This is a genomic window from Paraburkholderia sp. (assembly GCF_049581445.1).
In the GTDB taxonomy this organism is placed as follows: domain Bacteria; phylum Pseudomonadota; class Gammaproteobacteria; order Burkholderiales; family Burkholderiaceae; genus Paraburkholderia.
Window position 1 is genome coordinate 39416 of sequence record NZ_JBAURZ010000151.1, and the last position, 26010, is coordinate 65425.

The window sequence follows — 26010 nt, forward strand, 5'->3', positions numbered from 1 at the left end:
TGTTGGACGCGCCAGTAAGCGTGCTTTGTTGTCCTTTCAACGATATGCGCTAGTTGGAAGGCAGTTTGACTCCTCCGTCGATCACCATGAGGGAGAGCCCCGAGCGGAAGTCCGAACGCGCCCGGTTGCGCTCCACGGGCTTGTCCTCCTGCTTCTGGTTACCGCTGTAATTGCCCTCAGCAGTCGGCGAGGCGGTGCCGTATGGTGTGGACAGATCGTCCGCGCCCACCAGCGCCTGTGCGCTCGCGAGCGCGCCCGGAGGCACGGGTGTCACCGGTGCGATGATGTCGGCGCTCAGTCCGCCTGGCTGCACCAGAATATAGTTGCCCGCGTCTGTTCCGCTGACCGTCATGCCGGTGCTCACGGGCTTGTCCTTGCCTACGTTCGGGTTATCGAACATGCCCAGCGTGTAGTTGCCCAGCGACACACTGTCGTTGCCGAGTACGCCGGACAGTGTTGCACCAATCAGATTGTCGTCACTGCTGCCGTTGTAGACGCGGTTGGTCGCCTGTGTCCCGATCACTTCGAGGGTTGCCGGCGTGATCGTGACCCAGTCCGTGCCACCGGCCAACGTGTAGTTGCTGGCCTGCGCAGTGCCATTGCCGGTCAATGTGAAGCCATTGAGCCCCGTCGGTGCGAACGCTCTTTCGTTGCCGACGTTCTTGCTGGACAAGGTTCCGACTCCGCCGAGCGTCAGCGTCTGGCCATTCACGCCTTGCAGCACGCCATTGGCACCAAACAGGCTCGCCGTTGCATCCGTATTGGCGTCATACACTCTGGCGCCGTTCAGATTGAGGACGGCGGGTGCGATGTTGGCGGAAGTGAATCCGACGTTGTTGTACGTATAGTTGCCTGCGTCGGTCCCCGCCTCGCTGATTCCGGTGACGATGATATGGATGCCATTGCCGGCATTGGGCGTCACAAAGTTGGCACCTGTGTCTGAAAACGTCACGTTGTCACCAGCAATGATGCCGGCACTTCCCAGCGCGACGGTGGCAGCGGTAGTACTGTCGTAAACCTTGTCCTGGCCCGTTGGTGTCACCGTCACGGCCAGCGGCGTGATGCTCACCCAGTCGACGCCACCAATCAACGTATAGTTGCTGGCCAGCGCCGAGCCATTGCCAGTCAACGTGAAGCCACCGAGTCCACCGGTCGCGAACGGTTGCTGCTGCCCAACGTTTTTGGTGGTGAGCGTGCCCGATCCGGTGAGAGTCAGCGACTGGCCGCTCACGCCTGTCAACACACCGCTGCTTCCAAACAGACTTCCCGCCGCCTGATTCGTACCGTCATAACTACGGCCACCCGTGAGGTTCAGGACGAACGGAGTAATGTCCGCACGGGTCAACGTCGTGGTGTTGAACGTGTAATTGCCGAGATCGCTACCTACACCCGCGATGCCCGACACCACCACTGGGATGTTGTTACCTGCGTTCGGGGTAATGAAGTTAGCCCCCGTATAGGTGAAGTTGGCGGAATCGCCGGGCAGCAGACCCTCGATCGTCAGCCCGCTAATTTGTGCCGTTGTCGTGCCGTCATACGTCTTGCTCTGTGCCGTCGTGATGAGCGTCAGCGGAGCCGGCGTGATCGTGACCCAGTCGACGCCCCCAGCGAAGGTGTAATTGCTGGCCTGCGCTGAGCCGTTGCCAGTGAGTGTGAAGCCGCTGAGGCCGTTGGCCGCAAACGGGACCTGGGTGCCGACGTTTCTGGACGACAGCGTACCGGTGCCGCCGAGCGTAAGCTTTTCGCCGTTCACACCGGTAAGGACACCGTTGTTTCCAAACAGGCCAGGCGCCGCACTGGTTGTGCCGTCGTATTGCCGGGCGCCGGTCAGATTGAGAATTGCGGGGTTGATATCGGCATTCGTCGCCGCAGTGTTCGTGAAACTGTAGTTGCCGGCATCCGCGCCGCTATCGGTGATGCCCGTGACCGCGATCGGGATGGCAGTGCCGACGTTGGGTGTGTTGAAGTTGGCTGCCGTGTAGTGGAATGCGACGTTGTCACCGGTCAGCACACCGCTCTCCCCGAGCGTGACCTGTGCGGTTGTGGTGCCATCGTAGGTCTTGTCCTGTCCGGTGGCCGTGAGGGTAATCGCGAGCGGGGTAATGGTGACCCAGTCGATACCGCCGGCAAAGGTGTAGTTGCTCGCCAGCGCGCTGCCGTTGCCCGTTAGCGTGAATCCGTTGAGGCCGTTTGCGGCAAACGGCTGCTGGTTACCGGCGTTCTTCGTGGAGAGCGTGCCGGCGCCACCCAGTGTGAGCGTTTCGCCGTTCACACCAGTCAGCACACCGTTGTTGCCAAACAGGTTGGCGTTGGCGCTGGTGGTGCCGTCGTAAGTGCGGGTACCGGTGAGGCTGAGGATAGCCGCGATGATGTTCGCACTGGTGGTCGTCGTGCCAGCGAACGTGTAGTTTGCAATGTCCGAACCGCTGCCGCTGATGCCCGTTACCGTGATCGGAATGGCCGTGCCGACATTCGGCGAACTAAACGTGGCTGCGCCGTAACCCAGCGTTGCGCTGTCGCCCGCTACGAGGCCGGTCACGTTCAGGCTGCTGAGTTGCGCCACCGTCGTGCCGTCGTAGGTCTTGTTCTGCCCGACGGCGGTGACGGTCAAAGTCCTGGGCGTGATGGCAACCCAGTCGATGCCGCCCACGAAGGTGTAATTGCTGGCGAGTGCGGAGCCGTTACCCGTCAAGGTGAAACCAACGCGGCCAGCCGGCGTGAAGGGCTGGGCGGTATTCACGTTTTTGCTCACGAGTGTGCCTGCGCCACCTAGCGTCAGCGTTTCGCCATTGACGCCCGCAAGCACACCGTTAGTGCCGAAGAGACTGGCATTCGCATTGGTGGTGCCGTCGTAGACCCGGGTGCCGGTCAGGTCAAGAATAGCCGGATTGATGTTGGCGCTGGTCGTAGCGGTCGTATTCACCGTGTAGTCGCCGGCATCCGTGCCGCTACTGGTGATGCCGCTCACAGCAATGGGAATGGCTATCCCGGCATTGGGCGTGTTGAAGTTGGCGGCCCCGTAGTTAAAGGTCAGCGTGTCGCCCGAGACGACGCCACTGCTGCCGAGCGTCACGGTCGCAGCGGTCGTGCCGTCATAGGTCTTGTTCTGTCCGGTTGCACTGACCGTGATCGACAACGGAGTAATGGTGACCCAGTCGATTCCGCCGGCAAACGTGTAGTTGCTCGCCAGTGCCGCGCCGTTGCCGCTAAGCGTAAATCCGCCAAGACCGTTGGTTGCGAACGGGATCTGCGTGCTGACGTTCTTCGACGACAGCGTCCCTGTGCCGCTCAGCGTGAGCGTTTCGCCATTGACGCCCGTCAGCACACCGTTGTTGCCGAACAGGCCTGCGTTCGCGTTGGTGCTGCCGTCGTACACACGCGTGCCAGTGAGATTGAGCACTGCCGGCAGAATATTGGCCAACGTCGTCGCCGTGCTATTGAACGAATAGTTGCCCGCATCGGTACCACTGCCGCTTATACCGGTGACGAGGACGCTAATACCTGTCCCGGCGTTGGGCGTGCTGAAGTTGGCCGCGCCATAGTTGAAGTTCACGGTGTCGCCCGAAAGCACGCCGGTGCTGGCGAGCGTTGCGGTCGCAGTAGTCGTGGCGTCGTAGGTCTTGTCCTGTCCGGTCGCGCCGACGGTAATGGGACGCTGGGTGATGGTTCCCGTCAGGCCCGCGGGCTGAACGAGGGTGTAATTGCCTGCGTCGGTCCCGCTGATGGTCATTGTTGCAGGCGTGACGGACTTGCCGGTTCCCACGTTCTTGTCGGCGAACGTGCCGCTCGTGTCGTTACCAAGCGTGACAGTGTCAGACAGGAGAATCCCGGAGAGCGTCGCGCCGCTCAGCGTGGCACTCGTCGTGGCGTCATAGACCTTCGTATTCACCGTGGTCCCCGTGACCGTGAGCATGGCCGGTGTGATGGTGACCCAGTCAGTGCCCCCGGTCAGCGTGTAGTTGCTGCCAAGCGCCCCATTATTGCCAGTCAGCGTGTAGCCACCGAGACCGCCTGTCGCGAACGGCTGCTGCGTACCGACGTTCTTCGTCGAAAGCGTGCCAGAGCCGCCCAGCGTTACCGTTTCGCCGTTGACGCCGGTGAGTACGCCGCTCGTACCAAAGAGGTTCGCCGCGGCGCCGGTGGTCGCGTCATAGACGCGTGTACCCTGGAGACTCAGCACGTAGGGGTTGATGTTCGCGGCGGTCATCGCCGTGCTGTTGAGCAACGTATAGTTGCCCGCATCGGTGCCCGTCGCACCGATGCCCAACACCGTCACCGGTATGGCGGTACCAACATTGGCCTGCGCGAAATTGGCCGAGGTGTTGGTGAACGTCACGTTGTCGCCCGCAACCACACCGGCACTGCTCAGGTTGACGGTGGCCGTAGTCGTGCCGTCATAGATCTTGTCGACACCGGCGGCTGCCACCGTGATGCCTAGCGCGAAGATATCCGCAGTGATCCCGCTGGGCTGGACGACCGTGTAATTGCCGGCGTCCGTTCCCGTTACGGTCATACTCGTGGTGACCGGCTTGGTGGTCCCAACATCTTTTGTGTTGAATTGGCCCAGCGTGTCGTCGGTCAGCGTCACGTCATCCGAACCGAGTACGCCGTTTAGCGTGGCGCCATGCAGCGCCGCGTTAGTGGTGCCGTCATAGACCTTGTTGTCGGCAAATGTGCCCGTCACCGTCAAGGTAGCGGGCGTAACGGTGACCCAATCCGTTCCACCACTCAGCGTATAGTTGCTCGCCTTGGCTGAGCCGTCCCCGGTCAGCGTGAATCCACTCAGTCCATTCGTGGCGAAAGGCTTCTGCGTGCCTACGTTCTTGTCGACCAGTTGGCCCGTGCCCGTCAGCGTCAGCGTCTCGCCATTGGCACCCGCCAACGTTCCGCTTGACCCAAACAGGGTCGCCGCCGCATTAGGTGTGGTGTCGTATACGCGGCTGCCGGTGAGGTTCAAAACGAACGGGGTGATGTTAGCCGCAGTCGTTGCCGTGCTGTTCAGCAGCGTATAGTTGCCTGCGTCGCTGCCCGTCGCGCCGATACCCAGAACGGTGACCGGAATAGCGTTGCCGACGTCGGACTGGGCAAAATTCGCGGACGTGTCGGTAAAGGTCACGTTGTCGCCTGCTACCACGCCGGGGCTGCTCATCGAGACCCGCGCGGTCGTCGTGCCGTCGTAGACCTTGTTGATGCCGGTGGCCCCGACCGTAATGGCAAGCGCCGTAATGTCGGCCACGATGCCGTCCGGTTGAGCCAGCCTGTAGTTGCCTGCATCGGTCCCCGAGATGGTCATCTGGGTCGAGACCGGCTTATTGGTGCCGACGTTCTTGTTGTTGAACGTGCCGGTTGTTGCATTGCCAAGCACCACATCGTCGCTTCCAATCACGCCATAGAGCAACGCATTCTGCAAGGCAGCGGCAGTGGTGCCGTCATACACCTTGTTGCTGGCGGTGGTATTGAGGACGCTTAGCATCGCTGGCGTAATCGTGACCCAGTCGGTGCCCCCTACCAGCGTGTAGTTGCCGGCGAGCCCCGTGCCATCAGCTAACGTCAACGTCCCCAGACTGCTTAACGGAACCCTGGCGCCAACGTTCTTGCCCGGAAGTGTGCCAACCCCACTCAACTCCAGTGTCTGACCATTGACACCATTGACGAGACCTCCGGTACTGAACAGGCTCGCATCGGCGTTGGGCGTGGCGTCGTAGACTCGGGTACCGGTGAGGTTGATGACTGCCGCCGTGATCTCACCGTGAATGCCGGTGGCCGTGGTGGGCAACAGGTAGTTCGAGAGGTTGGTGCCCAGTGGCGACGCATAGTCTGAAGGTTCCAGCGTGGCTGAGATACCTACGTTCGCGCCGACATTAGGCGACAGGTAACTGCTCGTCGCTGCCTGGTTGACGGTGGCGCTTTGGGTGCCTACGAAGCCGGTGATCGTGAAGTCAGATGCACCGAGCGACACCGAGGTCGTTCCGTCATATGCCTTGACCGGGTTACCGCTGATGACCACAGACAATGGCGCGGGTGTGATATTGGCCAGCAGGTTCGAGGGTTGCGAAACGGTGTAGTTGCCCGCCTGCGCGCCGCCGACGGTGAATCCGTTCGCGATGACCTGCAGACTGTTGCCCGCGTTGGCCGTAACGAACTCGCCCGTCGCGCCCGTCGAGGTCAAGGTCACGTTGTCGCTGCCCAGCACGCCTGAGATCGTCGCGCCGCTGCTATTGATCGTCGCGGCGGTCGTGCCGTCATACACCTTGTCGTTTGCCACCGCGCCGAGAACAAGCAGCGTGGCCGGTGTGATATTGGCCAATAGTCCGGTGATCGGCTGCAGCGCGTAATTGGCGGCCGCACTGCCCGAAATGCTGAATCCGCTCGCCGTGACGCCGATATTGTTGCCGACGTTGGACTGGGCAAACGTGCCGGTGGTCGACGTGTTGAGGGTCACCTTGCCCGCATCCGTCGATACCAGCCCCGACAATGCAGCGGTGCTCACGTTGAGCGTATCGCTGGTCGTCGTGTCGTAGACCTTGTTGGTCGCGTACGTATTGATCACGTACAGCGGCGCCGGCGTGATGGTGCCAGGACCCGCAGCGGTTGTTGCCAGGGTGTAGTTGCTGAGCAAGGTGTTGCTGTTGGCTGCATAGTTGCCCGGGACCAGTTGGCCACTGACGGTCGTGCTGCCGGCATTGGCGGTCGCATAGTTGAATTGTGTCGTGGGGGTGATCGTCGCGCCCTCGCCGCTCACGAAGCCATTAATCTGGAAGTTGGAGCTATTGAGCCTCGCCGTGGTGAGTCCGTCGTAGACTTTGGTCGGGTTATTGATGATGGTGACGATCAGCGTTGCCGGAATGATCGTGCCCATGCCATAGGCGGTTACCGGGAACGTGTAGTTGCTCAGGTTCGTGCCTGGACCGCCCGTCACGTCCGACATGTTCAGCGTGGCGGAGACAGGCTGCGAGCCAACATTCTTGGTGGCGTACTGACCGGTGATGGTGTGCGACACGCTAGCGCTGTCGGTCCCCTGGAAACCCGACAGCGTGAAGTCACCCGCTGCGATGGTGGCGACGGTCGTGCCATCGTAGGTCTTCGATGGATTGTTGGTGATCGCTGCGCTCAAGGTGCCGCTAAGAGGCATCGGCACAATGGTGCCGAGACCAACGGCCGTAGTGGGCAGTGCATAGTTGGAAAGCAGCGTACCCAGGCCGGCCGTGAAGTTACCGGGTGTCAAGGTGGTACTGACTCCCTGAAATCCGACATTGGCCGACGCATAGTTGCCCGTCGCGGGAGCGGGACTCAGGTTGACCGTCTCGCCTGGAATAGCGCCAACGACATCGTAGTTATCAGGTCCGAGTGTGGCCGTCGTCGTGGAGTCGTAAAGCTTGGTGGGGTTATTGACAATATTGACCACGATCGGCGCGGGATCAATGATGCCGTTGGGACTGGAAACACTGGTCGGAAAGCTGTAGTTCGACATCGATGTACCCGTCGCCGGCGTGAAATCCGAAGCCGTCAGCGTCGCCGTGACCGGAATGCCGGTCCCAGCGTTTGCGGTCGCATAGGTCGACGAGGTCTGGGAAATGGTGGCACTCTGCCCGCCCACGAATCCCGAGATGGAGTAGTTGGCCTGGGTCGGGGTGGAGGTCGTGCTGCCGTCGTAAGTTTTTTCCGGATCGCCCGCGAACTGGATCGTCAACGGGGCCGGCGTGATGTTGGCGGTTACGCCAGACAGTCCTGCCACCGTGTAATTGCCCGCCGCCGATCCAGCGAGCGTAAATCCGTTGGCCGATACGGCAAGGTTATTGCCAACGTTCGACTGGCTGAAGGTTCCCGTGGCGCCTGTAGTCGAGAGCGTGACGTTGCCGCTGTCCGACGCTACGAGACCCGAAAGATTGGCGCTCCCAACATTGAGGCTGGCCGTCGTGGTGGCGTCGTACACCTTGTCGTTGGCCGTGACGCCGGTAATTGTGAGCAGTTTTGGCGTGATATCCGCCGCAAGGTACAGCGGAGGACTGATCTGGTAGTTGGATGCCTTGGCTCCCGTGAGCGTGAATCCGCTGGCCAGCACGACGATACCCGTGCCCACATTGGGTGTCACGAACGTGCCCGCCCCAGCTGACGAATTCAGTGTCACTTGCCCGGCGTCCGTACTGATCACACCAAATAGCGATGCCCCATTGACATTGAGCGTGGCGGCCCGCGTTCCGTCGTAGACCTTATTGTTTGCAATCAGCCCGTCAAGGACTAACGGCGCGGGCGTGATGGTGCCAAGTCCTGTGGCTGAGGTCGGGAGGATGTAATTGGCGAGGTTGGTGCCGCTGTTGGCAACAAAGTTGGTCGGGGTGAACGTGGCATTGACGGGGATCGAGCTGCCTGCATTAGCGCTGGAATACGTAACGGAACTGGCCTCGTTGACTGTGGCACCCTGTCCGCTGACGAATCCGGTGAAGCCGTAGTTGCTGGACGTAAGCGCCGCCGATGTGCTGCCGTCGTAGACCTTGGTTGGGTCGTTGACGACGGTGGCCGTCAGCGGCGCGGGCGTGATAGTGCCGATGGCGGCAGTGGCTGGTGAGCCTGCTGCCTTGTACCCATACACGGGGATAGTGCCGGTCGCATCGGTAAAGGTGACGTTCGCAATCGAGGTCGGCGACGTCACTTCAATATCCGAACCCGCATTGGCCGAGGCATAGGTGCCCGTCGCTTTGCTGACTATGTTGCCGTTGACGAGTCCCGTCGTCACCAGGTTTGCGCCCGTCAATGCGGCATCGGTGGTGCCGTCGTAGACCTTGGTCACGCTACCTGTTAATCCGGTAAGGGTTACAGTGGGCGCGAGGCTATAGAGAAAGCCATTTCCTGATGCAACTGGCGCGGCAGGATATGGCGCGTTGTACTGAATAAACGACGGTGTGAGCCCCCCAGCCGCATCCTGAGTGGGATTGGTCGAATAGATCAGCCAGGGCGATGACGTCCCTGTGCTGACGGCCGAACTCCCGGCGTTGTTCACGAAGTTGCCAGCGGTGGCCAGCACGACCCCAGTGCCGCCCACAATGGAGGCACCTGCGGCGATCGTCAGGTTCGCCCCCGCCGCCTGCATGGTTACCGTCCCCGCCCCGCTGACCGACGCATTGACGTTGATCGCATTGAGCGCGTCGAGCGTCAGGTTAGCGGCCCGATTGGTCCAGCTGATTGCCGAGTTGACGTTGATATCGCCGGCACCCGCAGTCTGCACGCCATAGCCCGATGCGCCCTCGGCAGTGGTCTGCTCGGTTACGTTCGTGCCGCCCTGCAACGCGGTCGAAATTGCGGTGGCAGCGGCGGCGTCGATAGTCAGATCAATTGGATCGACGAGCCATGTGCCCGCAAGGCCGTAGCGCGCGGCCGCGGTAATCTGGGTACCAGGTGCAAGCCTGAAATACGCCGCAGAGGTCTCGATAGTGCCGCCGTTTCCACCCGCGGGGGCACTTGCGTCCAGTGTGCCGCCGACGCTAACTGTTCCCGCCTGCATGCCACCCAGCAAGGTGATCGTGCCGTGCTGGTTATCGACTGTCTGTGCCCGCACCTTGCCCGTGTTGTTAACTGCACTGGCTAGCAAGGAATCTTTCGCCCCAGCGGTCATGATGACCTGACCGCCGTCGGCGATCAGTAGCTGATGATTATCCGCAAGATTGTTTAAGGTGCTTTGGTCCACCTGAATGTGGACGAGTCGGGAGCCGTCAAATGTCAGGGTAACGGCGCTGCCACCGGCGAGCGCGACTGTGCCAAGCCTGGCGCTAATCGTCCCCTGGTTGGAGACCTGATTGCCCACCAGGGCAATATAGCCGCCATCCGTTGCCTTGATCGTCCCCTGGTTGACGATGCTGCCTTTGCCCTGTCCGCTGAAGCTGCGACTGCTGCTGTTGAGGCTGTTGGCGTCAACATCCAGCGTGGATGCCACAAGTCCGCCAACGTTCACTTGCGCGGTGGGGCCGAACAGGACGCCGTTTGGATTGATCAGCCAAACTTGCCCGTTGGCGTTAAGGCGCCCGAAGATCTGGCTAGGCGTGCTGCCGAGTATGCGATTGACCGCGATGGCGCTTGCGCCTGGCTGGACAAAATCGACAGTCTGGCCACTACCAATATTGAAGCTTTGCCAGTTCAACTGCAGCGTCGGACTGGTCTGCTGGATGGTGGTGGTTGCTCCCGATTGGCGGATACTACCCACGCCAGAAGTGATCTGACCGCCGCTTGGTCCCGCCGCAAGTGCCAACCCTGGCATGCCTAACGACGTCGCCAGAAGTAAAACCCCAAAGGCGTGATTGCACGTTCGCGCAATGCAACCCGTCATTCCGCCCATGCTTCGGGCCGCCTGTGCAGACACATCGGCACATTGTTGAACGGCGCGGCTTCGGCACTGAAGGTAGTAGTCCTTCATAATTCCACCGCCTGGAGATCTGGGATGCAAGGCCGCATCAGCCCAGGTGCGCTCAACGCAATCGGGCTGACCAGTGCGTCAGTCGTGACTGGGACATTGCCGGCTTCACTGGCGGAGTATTGATCAACCGCTGCTGCGCCTGCGTCGCCGGACAGAATTACCGGCGCTAATGCGAGCACGTGGCTTCGCGGCGAGGGGCAGTTAGAGGCGTTCGATGACCGGAGCGTGATCTGCATTGACGTTAGCAACCTCAGATCGGAGTCGATAAATGAAGACCAATCCCCGCTGTCACCTACGGCGCGTACCCCATCAGTATTTCCTGAATACCTGAACGCGGATGCGATTGCGGTGAAATTTTTAACGAATTACGAAGATGCGCCAAACCAGTATAGACGTCCTATTCATTAGATTACACAATATTTCTTAACGACTTCATGTCGTGACCACTCCTAACCGCGCCACCGCTCACGAGGCCTAAAATACAGGGTCGTGGGCTAATGCTAATTGCATCCAGACAAAAACCGGGCCGAGCTTTTGATGCAGTGCACTCAAAGCCACATCCCGCCAGATGCTCGGACTGACATTTTCCGCTCGATAACGGGAAAGATTTACCCATTCATTGCCAACCCGGTCAGCATGCGTGAACGTTGTTCACCGCCTCCTCGCTGACGATCCTTAGTGGAAGCCGTCTGGAACAAGGCTATTCGCAACGAGTCTGTGCGGGCAGCAAGAACGTAGTTATTGCCCCCGGTCATATTGACTTCCTTTTCCATCGCCGATACACACGTTCGTGTGGCGATGCGCAATTGCGTGTCTAAGTCCACACGATTCGCCCGAATTACTAAAGACCAGCCGAGTGGTTCTCGACCTATTAAGGTGTTTCGGTACCGCTGAAAGCATGGCGGCGTTTCTATTTTTGAAATAATTCGGCTAATCATCTAAGAAAGTAAAAAACAGGAAGAACGATGCAATGCTAACCGCGCGATATCCATAAACCAAAACCTTGCCCGAAGGGGCAATCTCTTGCACCAAGTACCTATGGACTCGTAGGCGCTTCGATAACAGACTAGGCCGGCAATTGAACGAGCGCCCAATGGAAGAGACGCCGCGTCCATTCATGGTACCTCTAACCATGGTCCCGTCGACGAACGTTCCCGGTCCGTGCCGATTTCGGCAAAATCTGCTGCGCATGCCAACCGACCACCACGTTGTTACGTCCAGGTCACCCACGTCATGGAAAATGCGATGGCTAGCGCTCGTAGGATTCCTGATCGACTGATATGTTACCTGGGGTTAATCATCACGCCTTCGCCCGCGTTCTCACAAAGTGATGAGGATCTCGCCAAGCAATTGAGTAATCCTGTCGCCGCGCTTATCAGCGTACCCTTCCAGTTCAACTACGATGGAAGTGTCGGTCCGAACCGGGACGGCTATAAATACCTCCTGAATTTTCAGCCCGTTATCCCGTTCCGCCTCAACGACGACTGGAACCTTATCTCCCGCACTATCGTGCCGGTGGTTTCGCAAAACAACATTGCGCCGGGCTCAGGCTCGCACACCGGGCTGGGTGACATCGTCCAGAGTCTGTTCTTTTCACCATCGACGCCGACCGCTAACGGACTGATCTGGGGAGTGGGCCCCGCGCTGCTGTTGCCCACCGATACTGACCCGCTGCTTGGCGCCGAAAAATGGGGCGCCGGCCCGACGCCCGTTCTGCTCTGGCAAGCCAACGGCTGGACCTATGGCGCGCTCGCCAACCATATATGGTCATTTGCCGGCGACGGAAACCGCTCCGGCGTCAGTGCGACGTTTTTGCAACCTTTTCTCAACTACACGACGAAGGACGCGTGGACATTCGGTCTGAACACCGAATCGACGTACGACTGGGAGCATCACCAATGGTCGACGCCGATCAATGCAACCGTAAGCAAGCTGCTCAAACTCGGCCAACAGCCAATCAGCATTGGCGGGGGCGTGCGTTACTGGGCGGCTAGCCCGGATTCCGGACCACACGGATGAGGCGCACGCCTTGTGGTCACGCTGCTTTTCCCGAAATGACTTAACTCCTCCTGGAGAAAATGATGAAAGTACGCCGCTTCATTCTGAACTCGTCAATGATCGTCGCGCTGACAGGGGTGATGGTTGCCGGCTGCACCACGACCTCGAACGCGCCTCCTTCCGCAGCGACCAACGACTCACGCCGACAGTCGATCGATGCAAGCGTTGATGGGGCGCTTTCGCGTCTCTACCAAACTGTGCCCGGTTCGCATGAACTGGTCGGCAAGGCACGCGGAGTCCTCGTATTTCCATCCGTGGTGCAGGCGGGCGTCGCCATTGGCGGAGAACACGGCGACGGCGCTTTACGTGTTGACGGCAGCACGGCCGGGTATTACAGCACCACTTCGCTCTCGGTTGGCGCGACGCTCGGCATCCAGTCAAAGGCAGTGATCTATGTCTTCATGACACAGGAAGCCCTCGATAAATTCCGCAACGCAGACGGCTGGTCGGCCGGTGGCGACGCCTCGGTTGCACTCGTAAAACTCGGTGCCAATGGCTCCGTTGACACGACCACGGCCACGAAACCTGTCGAAGTGTTCATCGTGACCAACAGCGGCCTGATGGGCGATCTGTCACTCGGCGGCGCGAAGATCACGCGCCTCAGTATTTAAGTCATCACCCGTTGCCCAAACCCTGACTTGAAGGCGCGGGTACGGGGACCCGCGTTATGCCTGGCCGGCTCGAGATTGACGCGTCCCACGGTTAGAAGGAACCGGTTGCTGAAGCAGTACGGAGGAAATTATGGTTCCGCAATCGTATTCATCGTGGGGGCGACGTATCGCGGCGGGAATGCTTGTTCTTTGCGTCTTTTTGGCCGCTCCGGCCTCGCCCCGAGAGGAAGCCGACAGTGCTAGCGCGAGGGTGGCCGGCCAAAGAGCGCACTTCGCGAATGAGTTTTGCGGCGTATCGACCGAACGCATAGCCCAATATAAAACGAAGCTTAAGGCGATGCTCTCCGAACCCAATGATTTCGACGCATCGTGGGATCGCGGATGGCATAGCGAAGTTAGCCAGACAGAGCAACTTCGAGCGATGCCAGCCACCAACCCTACGGAGTTCGCTGCACGCGTCAAAAGCAACTGCGCTCGTCTCAAATGGCAGGCGGAAAACGCGGTGAGAAAAGTTAAATAGATCCCGGGTCCATTCTCCGTAGTCTCGCCGTTACTCCAGATCGGCTTAAACGCGCCAACGCTTTCGTCCCTATACGTGGCGCGCTTGATCCTCCTAAAACACGTGACGCAAGCCGACCATCATCGCGAGCTGCGTCGAGGTCGCCGCTGCGCCGACGTTGTTGAATCCCTGCAACTGCGCCCCGATCAATCCGCCCCGATAGAGCGAGTAGTCACCTTCGATGTAGACATCGGTTGCGATCGACAGGTTGTAGTCCGCCAGCAACTGGAACTGCGTCGCATTGCCGTTACCGCTCTCGCCGCGCTATCGGAGCGGGCAGCGCTCGGCGGATGCCTTGCTGGAAGCCGGTCGCGCCCTACTCGCGGACATCAGCTATGAAGCGTTGAGCATCAACGATCTGTGCGGGCAGGCAAATCTGACCAAGGGCGCTTTCTATCGTCGTTTCGATAGCAAGGACGCGTTCTTTCTCGCCCTGCAACGCCTGGCGCTAGATGACGCCGCTCGTTTGAAGGAAACCCTCCTTGCGCAGATGGACAGGCAGGATGGCTTGCGTCCCTCGCTGGACGAATGTGCGCGGGACGTCGTCGATGCGGTCCGCATGTGGCATCTGCGACACCGCGGGGTGTTGCGCGCGTCGATCCAGCGCCGCGATCACACGACGGGCGGCTGGCAGCCGTTCAAGGAGTACGCGAGAGGTTTTGTCGACGACGTGGCCGGCCGTATGACGCGTCTGCCGGAACTCAAGCGGAACAGGCAGGCGCTTGTACAGTTGCGGATCGCATTTCAGGTGGTGATCGCCACGATGATCAATGCCGCGCTAAACGATCCGGGACCCTTGCATCTCGACGATAGCGAAATGACGGACGCGCTTTCACAGATGCTCGCCTCTTATGCGAGCGGTGCGCGCGCCGACACGGGGCGATGATCGGGCATTCCTGCGTGCTCACCGGCTTCGTTGTCGGTTAACAGTTTTCATTGCGCCGCGCCTGCCTTCGGAGCGGGATAGACCGTCTTCCAGTCCTGCTTCATGCTGACGACGATCCAGCCGCGCGAAACGGCTTCATCCCATGCTTTGTCGAGTCGCGCTAATGACGATTTCCGGTCGTAGGCAAACTCCCGACCGGGGTCGTCGTGATGCAGCAGGAGTCCAAGCGTTTCGCCCGGGCCGCTCGTCGTGTATTCCAGCATTTCCCGATCGCCATCGGAATTGCCAAAAGCGAGGATCGGGCGCCTGCCAATCGCACGGAATATGCCCACTGGTTTTCCGGCACCGTCGTCGATGAAATCGAAGCCGGGCTGGCGCACGAGCACGGACTTGCCATTGCGAACCTCGTACTTCAATTTCTCTTGCGTGCCCACTACCCTATCGGGCGGGATACCGTAGGCTTGCGTCACCCACACACGCATGACCTCAGCGGTGCCGCCGGAAACGATCCAGATCCTGAAGCCGTTCGCTCGAAGCAAATCGAGCAATTCGAGTTGTGGCCGATACACGAGTTCGGTATAAGGCCGGTTGAGTGTGGGGTGCCTGGCGCTGGCTAGCCAGGTTCGGATCGACTGGTCATATTCGTCAGTTGTCATGCCGCTGTTGGCGACCGCGATCATCTGCAGAAGTGCCTTCCGGTTTTGCGCGAGCGCTGCTGTGTCGTGTGCAAGAAGCGCCTTGAAGGCGGGATCGCGTTGCCATTCTGGATGCTGCGGCGCGGCGGCCTTCAATTGCGCGACCATGAATGACAGCTGAAACGGTATGGGCTGCTCGCTCCAGAGCGTGCCGTCGTTATCGAACACCGCGATGCGTGCTTCGGGCGGTACGTATGTAGCGGAACCCTCGCGTGACACGTCGCCGACAAACTTGAGAATCGCAGCACGTGCCGCGCCGTCCTGCCACGACGTCAGCGCCGCGACCAATTGCTCTCTGGAAAGCGCCTGTTGCGTGGCCGCAGCCGAGGTATCCGCCGACGGCGTTTCATGACTCACGCAGGCGCTCAGTACTGCGCATGCGCAAACAATCAGGCCCACGAAACCACGCAACACTCGCCGCGACCACGTGTGATGTTCGGTAAAGCGCATCGCTATCCTCTCATCTCGGGTGATCAAGCCGCGTGCGGAACGTTCTGGACAACCAGGCGCAACGGGTTGCACAGCCCCATTGAACTATCAGTTCCCGTTGTTCCAGGGAACGGCGTATATCCCGAGTCGCTTCGAGGATCAGGGTCGGCATTGCTATTTATGCGTGCCGCGTGCTCGTTGTTACGAATTTTTCGCACAGAAGCCAACCGCTAACCATAGGTACTTGGGGCAAGACGATTGCCCCTTTGGGCAATATCGGACGCATTCCTTTCCTTCCGCCCGGATGACCGCTACATTAACTTCGGCAAGTACCCTGTGAATTACCGCGAGCCGCCGACCGCCGGCAGCTTTATGCGGCTTTTCTCTCACAAGTAGGGAGAACACAATGAAGAGAAGCGTTTTAGCCATTTTCATGGTGGCCGGGACGATGCTCCTGCCATACGCCGAGGCGCAAACAGCGCCAGCCAGCGCGCCGAGCGCCGCGAGTGCCCCGGCGAATCCGGTGGACCCAGCGGCCATTCAGGCGCTTCAGAAGATGGGGACTTACCTGCAATCGCTCAAACGGTTTAGCGTTTCGATCGATCTGACCGGTGAACGAGTCCTTGAAGACGGTCAGAAACTTCAGCACACCGCAAGCGCGCAGCTCGATGTCGACCGGCCCAACCGGATTAGCGCTTCCATGCGAAGCGCGCGAAGTGAACACGAGATCTTCTATGACGGCAAGACGGCCTGGCTCTATTCACCGGAGCAGAAGTACTATTCGACGGTCGGGTTCAACGGCAATATCGGGGCGCTGATCGAGCAACTCCGCTTGCGCTACGGCGTCGAATTCCCACTTTCTGACCTCTTCATCTGGGGCACGCCCGACGCGCCGACCGACGATTTCGAATCCGCCATGTTCGCCGGCCAGGACTACATTGGCTCGGACGTGTGTGATCACTACGCGTTCCGGCAAAAAGATATCGACTGGCAGCTCTGGATCACGACAGGCCCGAAGCCTCTGCCGCGCAAGCTCGTCATCACGCGGCGAGACGACGATGCGCGTCCGCAGTCGGTCTCGATCGTCCACTGGACCCTGTCGCCCACTTTCAAGGACTCCGTGTTCACGTTCCGTCCGCCTGAGGGCTCGAAGAAGATCGAGATTCTCCCGGTTGCCGCGCAAAAGGAGTAGGCCATGAAAATCGCACTTCGGCGAAATCAAGTCGTGCTCCCGATCCTCGTGACCGCATGCGCCTCAATTTGCACGCCCCCACTGGCCGACGCAGCTGGACGGGGCGGTGGCCATATCGAGCGGGGCGGGGGTGGGGGCGGGCACGGCGGCGGTGGGGGAGCACGCGGGGGTGGTCCCGGCGGAGGCGGCGCCCGGTTGAATGATAGTCATGCCGACAACCGCACTCGCAACGTCCGCAACACGAGCGTGAACAACGTTAACGTCAACCGGAACGTCAACGTTAACGCGAACAATAACCACCACGGCGGAAACGATTACCACCACGGCGGCTGGGACAATGACTATCATCCGATAGCAACGGCGGCGGCCGTCACAGCGACTGTTGCAGTCACTTCGGCAATCGTCGGGTCGGTCGTGCGTTCGGTGCCGCCGAATTGCGTGCCCGTGAACTATGGAGGCATGATTTATCAGCAATGTGGGGGTAGCTGGTATCAGCCACAGGGTGCGCAATACGTCGTTGTCAATGCCCCGTATTGACGATCCGCGTTGTCGGCGTGCTCCGGCCACATTCGCGACCCCGGCATTGAAAATTTTTTCGCTGCTGTCGGTGCACGGTTCGCTGCCAAGGCGGAGCTCCGTGATTTTTAAGGGAGCGATGTATGCAGCAACTCATAAGACATCCCATCATCCTGTTCGTTGTTTCGTTTGTGCTGATGTCACTCGCCGCGTGGATCGGCTGCGCGGCTCTGCGATCGCGCCTACATATTGATGAGGACGCACGCGACGACTTCAAGCTTGTTCAGTCCGCCACCTTGACGCTGCTCGCGCTGGTGATTGGCTTCAGCCTGTCAATGGCAGTGGGCCGCTACGATCAGCGAAAGAATTACGAGGAAGAAGAAGCCAACGCAATCGGCACCGAGTACCTCCGTGCGGATCTTCTGCCGGCCAGCGAGGCCGCTGCAATCCGGTCCGACCTCACTCAGTATCTCGAGTTGCGCATCGAGTTCTATCAGACGCGTGACACCCAACGGGTCGAGCAGATCAACGCCGCCACTGAGGATCTGCAGGGCAAGTTGTGGGCTGCGGCCAAGGGCGGCGCCGTCACGCAACCGAATCCTGTCACCGCACTTGCGGTCGCCGGCATGAACGACGTGATCAACACGCAAGGCTACACGCAGGCGGCGTGGTGGAACCGCATTCCCTTGGCTGCCTGGATATTGATGCTCGTCATTGGCGTATTCAGCAATATACTAGTCGGCTACGGAGTAAAAAATGCGAAGGCCAAAAACCGCTTTCTGGTGATCATGCCTATGACGGTATCTCTCTCATTTATGCTGATTGCGGATATCGACAGCCCGCGTAACGGCATTATCCGGGTCGTACCGCAAAATCTCATTAGCACTGCGCAATCACTGGCAAAACCGTAGTCCGATTCGACTGCAAAAGTCAGCCGCCTGACAAGCCCGAAGACCTAAGAAGATCGCGAGCGGCGCGACGATTCCACGGTTTGCGAACCATGCTCCATGCGAATGGGATTAAATACCCTTCGGTAAATTGCAAGCGCAATAATTGATGCAAATGTTTTAGCCCCATTTAATAACTCGTCTCAATCAGATTTTCCCCTACAGGCCGCTTTCGCATTACTAACTGATCTGTCATAGTGTCTGCGACGCCAATCTTCGCAGAGTCTATGAACGAGGAGCACACTCCGAGGATCGTTGCGACTAGCCGGACGCCGCGCACAATCGCGCGTGCCCGAGCGATGTGCTGGCTGTTTCTGTTTCTGGTGATGCCGGTATTTTTCACCTCCGCCTACGCGGAACACACGTGGCGCGTGGTAATTCTTCCTGGTGCAGACCCCACGCAACCAGCCGCCCAGGAACAGATTCTCGCGATACGCAGCTCGATTGCCGCTGCCGCGCCAGATGGTGTGGAGTTCTACACAGATCCACTCGACGATCTGCGATTCGACACTGCAGAATTGATGCCCAGCTTTCTCGCGCTAATGAAGAGAAAGTACGAACATAAACAGGTCGACGTGGTGGTCGGATTGGGCGACTTCGCACTGGATTTCACGAAGCGCTATCACGACGAAATCTGGCCGGACGTACCGGTTGTCATCTCCAGCGTAAGCGACACACGGCAAAAAGATATTCCGCCCGGATTCGCGTACGTGCCTGTGCATGTCGATCTTGATGGAACGCTAGCATTGGCAGAGGCCCTGCAGCCGAATGCACGACGTCTCGTGGTGGTGTCCGGCGCGGCGAAATCGGATCTCGTGCTTGCGCAGCGTACTGCGGATCTGGCGCGAGCAGGCCAATACCGTCATCGGGCCGTCGATGTCTGGAGCGGCCTGACCGTGCCAGAACTGCAGCAACGCCTCGCCGCACTCGACCGCGATACTGCCGTGCTCTACACCACGATGTATCGCGACCGCAACGGCCGGACATTTTTCCCCTACGAGGTCATCGCCCCCATGGCGATGAGTTCAGGCGCGCCCATCTATGGCTGGTACCCGACCTACCTGGGTCACGGCCTGGCAGCGGGATCGGTGATCAACTTTGAGGACAACGGGCGCATCACCGGCGCGCTTGCCTCGTCGATTCTGCTCGGCACGGCACCGCGCCAAGGCGCCACCGCATCCGGGAGCACGTCCCACTGCGTCGCGGACGTCGGCGTACTGGCGAAGTTGGGGCTGCAGGCAGCGGTACTGCCCGAAGGCTGTCAACTGATCGACGAGCCACCTTCGCTGTGGCGCGAGCATCAGGGAATCGTGCTGATCGCGGTCGCAGTTGTCCTGCTGCAGGCGTTGACCATCGCGGCTCTGCTCTGGCAACGACGGCACCGCCAGATCGCCGAAGATCAGGCAGCGCTGCGATTGGCCGAACTGGCTCGAGCGACGCGCTTTGCGCTGGCTGGTGAACTAAGTGCATCAATTGCTCACGAAGTCGGGCAGCCGCTAGGCGCCATTCTAAGCAACGCGGACACTGCCGGAATAATTCTTAAAGATGAGCCTGAAGTCAGCGAACTACACTCCATTCTTGCCGACATACGCCGTGATGCGCTGCGCGCGAATCAGGTGGTACAGCGACTGCGGGCGCTGCTGCAAAAGCACACGCCCACGTTGGACCCGCTCGACCTCAATTCAGCCTTCGACGACGCGCTGTCGTTGCTCGGCCTCGAAGCCCGGCGGCGGCGCATCGTCATCGAGTCGCATCAGGTAGCGGAAGACGCTCATGTGCTGGGCGACCGCGTGCAGTTACAACAGGTATTGCTCAATCTCGCCATTAACGCAATGGACGCGATGGAGGACACACTTCCCGCGAACCGCATATTGTCCGTCTCCACGCGGGCGGCGGGACAGGGTTATGAACTGATCGTAGCTGATCGCGGACACGGCATCCCCGCGGCAGCCGTAGCGCGCCTGTTCGACTCGCTGTACACGACCAAGCCCCACGGCATGGGACTCGGGCTCTCCATCGTCCGCACTATCGTCGTGGCCCACGGAGGGCATGTTTCGGCCGCGGCCCGTGAAGGCGGAGGCAGCCTGTTCACCGTGTGGCTTCCCTCAATGCCAGGGCGTGCAGTGTTGCGGGCTCGGCCCGAGCTTGATAAGCGTGCTGAAATGGCCGCGTTTGACGCCCGGCCCACAACCCAAGGAGGACACCCGTGAGCGATCACGCCGAACCCGTCATCCATGTCGTTGACGACGACGCTGCCCTACGCACTGCATTGATGCGGTTACTGAGTCATGCGGGATTCAAGGTAGAAGGCTACCCGGGCGCGGGAGAATTTCTCGTTGCGGCGCCCGACGCAGCGCAGGGCTGTCTTTTGCTGGACCTGGAACTCCCCGGCCCGGACGGCCTCGACTTGCAACGCGCGCTAAAGAGGCTGGGCAACCCAATGCCGGTTGTGTTCATCAGCGCGCACCACGATATTCCCAAAACAGTCATGGCCATCAAGGCCGGCGCGAGCGATTTTCTCCTCAAGCCGATCGATGCGCAGGCACTGTTCGCCGCAATCGAAAATGCGCTCGCGGTGGGGACCGTCGAACCAACTGCGGATGAGGCCGCTTGCGTGCCCGACCCCGTCGATCTGAACGCGCGCGAGCGGGTGGTGCTACGCGGCATTGTGGCAGGCCGACTGAACAAGCAGATCGCTGCGGAACTGGCCCTGAGCGAGCGAACCATCAAATCCTGCCGGGCCGACCTCATGCGCAAGCTCCACGCGCATTCGTTTGCAGACCTTGTGAGACGGGCTGAACCGATTGTGCGCGCCCAAGCTCCAATCTGAAGCTCGCTTGCCCCAAGGGGCAACTGGATTGCCCCCTGCCCCGATGGCGTCGAACGTTGGCTCGCACGACACTTGATGCAAGAGACATCGGCGCACAATGAACCCTATCAGACAGTTGATCGTGATCGTCGAAGATGACGCCAGCATGGGTCGCGCCTTGCAACGCCTGCTGCACGTGTCGGGCTTCGACACTTTGCTGTTCGACAGCGCGGAGGCATTCGCGACCGCCACCAACACGCCCGTACCGCACTGCCTTGTGCTGGATGTTCAATTGCCCGGTGCATCTGGTCCGCGATTTTACGAGCAACTCGCTAATCAACGTCCTCCGGCCGTGTTTATCACCTCGCACGACAGTCCGGCAACACGCAGCGCGGTCACGAGCGCCGGCGGCGGCGAACTGCTGACCAAGCCGTTCGTAGCCCAGGATTTTCTGGACGCAATTTCACGGGCCGTGTTGCGAGGGCCGCCGCCCTGAAGCGGGAATGCGCCGGCTCAATGACAACGGAAAAAAGGAGCGCAATGATGTCAACGATACAGACTCTGGCTGAGCGTCAGGCTGCAGCTCGTGAGGCCCGCCAGCGCGCGCCGCGCTCGCTAAACTCCGCGATTGGCAATGTCGACCGGGATCCCGTGCAGTTGCTGCGGGAAAACAGCGCAGGCCGTGTCGAAGCACTCGTTCCGCTGCGATACGGCCGCATGTCCGTTTCGCCCTTCACGTTCTTCCGCGGCAGCGCTATCCTCCAGGCTCATGATCTTTCCGGCACATCCAATACCGGGATTGCGTTTCCTGTGTGCGGCGACGCGCACCTCATGAACTTCGGCGGATTCGCAACTCCCGAGCGGCAACTGGTTTTCGATCTCAACGATTTCGACGAAGTCGCGTATGGCCCGTGGGAATGGGATGTCAAACGGCTCACCGCCAGCCTCGCGATTGCCGGCGAACATATGGGCATCGACCGCGCATCGGTCGAGGACATCGTCTCGACCGCGGTGCACGAGTATCGCGACCGGATGCACCGGTACGCCGAATGCAGCACCCTCGAACTCTGGCACGAGATCGTCTCGTTTGAGCGGATGCTCGAAGCTGCAGCAACCGCCGAAGGACGCCAGTTGATCAACCGGGCAATGGAAAAGGCAGCGACCCGGACGCACGAAAGCATGCTGGGCAAGATGGCCGCGTTGCACGATGGCCGCTGGCTCATTCAGGACGCTCCGCCTGCCCTCTTTCATCCCAGCGGCCCCAACTCACTGCTTGGCAAGGACAAAAAATGGTCGGACACCGACGAGTGGAAGGGCAAGCTAGCCAGCGCGTTCGATAGTTACCTTCAAACCCTTTCGTCGGAACGTCGTCAACTGCTTGCACAGTTCGAACTCCAGGACATCGCGTTCAAGGTAGTCGGCGTCGGCAGCGTCGGCACTTTCTGCCTCGTGATGTTGTTCGTCGACAGCCACGGCAAGCCGCTGTTCCTGCAGGTCAAAGAAGCTCGCCAGTCGGTGATTTCCCGCTACTTCGAGGGCGATGGACCCACTCATCAGGGCGAACGTGTGGTGACCGGGCAGCGCCTGCTTCAGGCCGCAAGCGATTCATTTCTCGGCTGGACCATCGGCCCGGCAGGACGCCAGTTCTATTTCCGTCAGTTGCGCGACATGAAAATCTCGGCGGAAGTCGAGCGCATGAGCAATACGATTCTCCAAGGTTACGCTCGCATCTGCGGCTGGGCGCTAGCGCGCGCCCACGCTAAGGCCAGCGGTAAGGCTGTCGAAATTGCGACCTATCTCGGCAGCGGCAACCGGTTCGCGGAAGCGCTCACCCAGTACGCGTTCGCTTACGCGGAACAGAACCAGAAGGACTACGATACTTTCATGCGAGCATGCCGATCTGGCAAGCTGGAAGCTCGAAGCGACGAGGACATGGCGGCAGATTTTCGCGTCTGACGGGTTTAATCGGCGAACTATCTGGACGTTAGGCCGCATGGTCCTGAATCGACCTCGGGAGAGACGCGATGAATATGCCCACCAGGTGGCTGGTCGCGCTGAGTCTTATAACGCTATCGCCGGTGATGACTGGATCCGCTCCTCAGGCATCCGAAACGATGGAGCTGGCAACCAACGCGAAAACAGCGACCTTAGCGGCAAGTGCGAGCGAGAGTGGTCTGAGCAATGGGCTCAACGGCCGTGGTTCGGCCATTCCAGTTGCGGACTTCGTGCCACTAAACACCCTCAAGTCCCCCGTTGCGGGAGCCACATTGCGGGTCGCCATTACCCCGGTAGCGCCCTTCGTCCTGCCACAAACTGCAACCCCTGAAGGGTTTAGTGTCGATATATGGAGCGAAATAGCACGCCGGATGCATGTCGACTTCACATGGAATGGAGTGGCGACTCAGGCTGCCTTACTGCCCGCTGTAGAGCGCGGCGACGCAGATGTCGCAATAGCGGCGATTACCATGACCCCAGAACGGGAAAAGGCCGTGGACTTCTCGCTTCCCTATTACGACTCGGGCTTGCAAATTATGGTGCGCGGGCGGAACGAAAGCACATTCATGGCCACGATCTGGTCGATTCCATGGCTGGCTATTTTTCAACTCTTGAGCGTAACGGTTGCCATTGTCTTTATTCTCGCCAATCTCGTACTGCTGATCGAGCGCAAGAACGATCCGAATTTCCAGAAGCCCTATTTTCGCGCGCTGGGCGAAGGTGTTTGGGTGACCATGCTAATCATTGCAACGGGTGAGCACGGCGAACGCGATGCACCGGGCTTATGGAAGCGTATCCTCGTTCCAGCAATGTGGCTGATCGGTGTTGTGCTGATTGCTCAACTCACGGCAACCGTCACATCATCCCAGACCGTGGCACGCCTCCAGTCGAACATTCAGGGTCCTGACGACCTCCCAGGCAAATCGATCGGCACGGTGCCCGGGACTACCGCCGCGGACTACCTGACCCAACGCGGCCTCCCATTTGTCAATGTAAGCACCGCCGCCGACGGAATCCGGATGCTTATGCAAGGTGATGTGCAGGCGATCGTCTATGATGCGCCGACCCTTCAGTACTGGGTCGCCAAGCGCGGCAACGGCGCGCTTGCCGTCGTCGGACCGATCTTCAGGCCGGAAAAATACGGAATAGCGGTAGCTAACGGCAGCGCCTTACGCAAAGCTATCAACGAGACGCTGCTCGCCATGTACGGAGACGGGACCTACGAACAGATCTACGGGAAGTGGTTTTCGCCAGGCAAATAGGGATATGCGTAATCGTTTGTGGCAGACCAATCGCGGCACTGTGATTAATTGCATCATTGCGCACCGTGTGCGCCGAAGGGGTCGATCTCGGCATCCGCTCCTGCTCGGCCACGAACGCGCATGCGAACGGTCCCAGACTATTGATTGAAGCGCGTCGCGCCGCCCACGGTGCGAACGGCGCCGGATCAGAAATGGTCCTTCTAGAATACTTCCGGAACGATCATCGTTTCAGGCACAGGATGACGGAGATACTCCGGGTTGTGCACGCGCTCGGGCAAGATAACCGTTGCGTGTTCTACCTCGCGATACGGAACCTGACCTAACAGATGGGTAATGCAGTTCAGTCGCGCACGTTTTTTGTCGACAGCCTGCACGACCCACCACGGCGCTTCAGGGATATTCGAGCGCTGCAGCATCACTTCCTTGACGTGCGTGTACTCTTCCCAACGCCGACGGCTCTCCAGATCCATTGGGCTCAGCTTCCACTGTTTCAGTGGGTCCTGTACGCGGGCCTGAAAGCGCATTTCCTGCTCGTCGTCGGTGATCGAGAACCAGTATTTGACGATCTTGATGCCGCTGCGAACGAGCATTCTTTCGAATTCGGGCACGGAATGAAAAAACTCTTCGTACTCTGAATCTGTGCAGAAATTCATCACCCGCTCGACCCCCGCACGGTTGTACCAGCTACGATCGAACAGCACCATTTCACCGCCGGCCGGCAAATGCGACACGTAGCGCTGGAAATACCATTGGGTGCGTTCGCGACTATTCGGAGCCGGCAGCGCCGCAACGCGGCATACACGTGGGTTCAATCGTTGCGTGATCCGCTTGATCACCCCGCCTTTGCCCGCTGCATCCCGTCCCTCAAAGATCACAACGAGCCGGTAACCGGTATTCAGAACCCAGTCCTGCAACTTCACGAGTTCGCCCTGAAGGCGGAAGAGCTCCCGGAAATACAACTTGCGCGACAGTCGGGCGTCTTCAGTCAGACCGGCTGCGCCGTCCTGGATGCGATCGTCGACTTCCAGTTCAAGTTCCTCATCGTATGCGTCGATGAGGTCCTCCTGGAAACGGCGTTGACGCTCGGTGAGCGCCTCCACGTCAAGGGGTTTGTCTGTCATCACGATTCTCCTATGCAACCAGGGATGGATTCCGCGCGCCGCGTCCGGCCGCGTCCGGCCGCGTCGGCAACACCGATTATCGCACCACGAGATGGCATTCCGATTACCTGCGTTATCCGAAGTAAATCTGCAGGATCAGTGCTATGGCGATCGTACAGCTACTATCCATGACCCGTTTGGGCATGAATGGCGACTCGGCTCACTACCCCAGCGCAACAGCGGCGCGCCCGTCGCAGGATGCGCCCCTACGCCAGACCGAAGATATATCCAGAGCGGTTGGAATGTGCAAACAACGTCCTGGAGTATGAACGTCGCGACGCTGGCCATGCCGGCGCAGTCATAAAGCAGAGCAACGCCGAACTTTGGTCCTCCGCTACGAATAACGGCGATATCCAAAGAGGAAAACGTTTGCCGCGAGACTTTGGCCGCGCCCCTCCAGCGTTTGTCTTCTGTGCAGGCTTTTTTTAATGATCGGACATAACAAAACTGTCATAAATACCCTTTAGCGTGCTGATTTTCCCGCTT

The 26010-nt window shown here is 59.7% G+C and carries 14 protein-coding genes and 1 pseudogene; 11 read left to right on the top strand and 4 right to left on the bottom strand.

Annotated elements, in window-relative coordinates:
- Positions 1–49: 49 nt before the first annotated feature.
- Positions 50–10249 carry a YDG domain-containing protein gene (locus WCA85_RS14090; protein ID WP_424064809.1) on the bottom strand — a complete coding sequence of 3400 codons (10200 nt, stop codon included), beginning with the start codon at positions 10247–10249 and terminating at the stop codon, positions 50–52.
- 1389 nt (positions 10250–11638) lie between these two features.
- Here WCA85_RS14090 and WCA85_RS14095 point away from each other — a divergent pair.
- On the top strand, positions 11639–12424 hold the full coding sequence (locus WCA85_RS14095; protein WP_424064811.1) for a transporter: 786 nt from the start codon (positions 11639–11641) through the stop codon (positions 12422–12424).
- A gap of 62 nt (positions 12425–12486) precedes the next feature.
- Entirely contained in the window at positions 12487–13074 is a 588-nt protein-coding gene (locus tag WCA85_RS14100; RefSeq protein ID WP_424064813.1) for a BPSL1445 family SYLF domain-containing lipoprotein, read from the top strand.
- A 613-nt stretch (positions 13075–13687) separates the two neighbouring features.
- Here WCA85_RS14100 and WCA85_RS14105 read toward each other — a convergent pair.
- Positions 13688–13882, bottom strand: a pseudogene (locus tag WCA85_RS14105) (porin); the annotation flags it as partial.
- Between the two features lie 46 nt (positions 13883–13928).
- On the opposite strand from WCA85_RS14105, the gene WCA85_RS14110 reads away from it, so the two are divergent.
- Positions 13929–14519 carry a TetR/AcrR family transcriptional regulator gene (locus WCA85_RS14110; protein ID WP_424064871.1) on the top strand — a complete coding sequence of 197 codons (591 nt, stop codon included), beginning with the start codon at positions 13929–13931 and terminating at the stop codon, positions 14517–14519.
- 47 nt (positions 14520–14566) lie between these two features.
- Here the strand turns inward: WCA85_RS14110 and WCA85_RS14115 are convergent, their stop codons facing one another.
- Positions 14567–15664 (bottom strand): HAD family hydrolase, encoded by a 1098-nt coding sequence (locus WCA85_RS14115; protein WP_424064815.1) that lies wholly within the window; start codon positions 15662–15664, stop codon positions 14567–14569.
- 385 nt (positions 15665–16049) lie between these two features.
- Here WCA85_RS14115 and WCA85_RS14120 point away from each other — a divergent pair, with 385 nt between their 5' ends.
- The 8 genes from WCA85_RS14120 (at position 16050) to WCA85_RS14155 (ending at position 24364) form a co-directional block, all read left to right on the top strand.
- On the top strand, positions 16050–16835 hold the full coding sequence (locus tag WCA85_RS14120; protein WP_424064817.1) for a DUF2092 domain-containing protein: 786 nt from the start codon (positions 16050–16052) through the stop codon (positions 16833–16835).
- Between the two features lie 3 nt (positions 16836–16838).
- On the top strand, positions 16839–17372 hold the full coding sequence (locus tag WCA85_RS14125) for a hypothetical protein (RefSeq protein ID WP_424064819.1): 534 nt from the start codon (positions 16839–16841) through the stop codon (positions 17370–17372).
- A gap of 122 nt (positions 17373–17494) precedes the next feature.
- A complete protein-coding gene (locus tag WCA85_RS14130) occupies positions 17495–18262 on the top strand; it encodes a hypothetical protein (RefSeq protein ID WP_424064821.1) in 768 nt (255 codons plus the stop codon).
- A 263-nt stretch (positions 18263–18525) separates the two neighbouring features.
- A complete protein-coding gene (locus WCA85_RS14135; protein ID WP_424064823.1) occupies positions 18526–20508 on the top strand; it encodes a sensor histidine kinase in 1983 nt (660 codons plus the stop codon).
- Positions 20505–21128 (top strand): response regulator transcription factor, encoded by a 624-nt coding sequence (locus WCA85_RS14140; RefSeq protein WP_424064825.1) that lies wholly within the window; start codon positions 20505–20507, stop codon positions 21126–21128. Before WCA85_RS14135 ends, WCA85_RS14140 begins: the two co-directional genes overlap by 4 nt.
- 97 nt (positions 21129–21225) lie before the next feature.
- Positions 21226–21603 carry a response regulator transcription factor gene (locus WCA85_RS14145; RefSeq protein WP_424064826.1) on the top strand — a complete coding sequence of 126 codons (378 nt, stop codon included), beginning with the start codon at positions 21226–21228 and terminating at the stop codon, positions 21601–21603.
- A 47-nt stretch (positions 21604–21650) separates the two neighbouring features.
- On the top strand, positions 21651–23063 hold the full coding sequence (locus WCA85_RS14150) for a DUF2252 domain-containing protein (protein WP_424064828.1): 1413 nt from the start codon (positions 21651–21653) through the stop codon (positions 23061–23063).
- Positions 23064–23131: 68 nt separating this feature from the next.
- Entirely contained in the window at positions 23132–24364 is a 1233-nt protein-coding gene (locus WCA85_RS14155; RefSeq protein ID WP_424064830.1) for a transporter substrate-binding domain-containing protein, read from the top strand.
- Positions 24365–24564: 200 nt separating this feature from the next.
- Here the strand turns inward: WCA85_RS14155 and ppk2 are convergent, their stop codons facing one another.
- Positions 24565–25485: a polyphosphate kinase 2 gene (gene ppk2, locus WCA85_RS14160; protein WP_424064832.1), complete on the bottom strand. Its 921-nt coding sequence runs from the start codon at positions 25483–25485 to the stop codon at positions 24565–24567.
- Between the last annotated feature and the right edge of the window lie 525 nt (positions 25486–26010).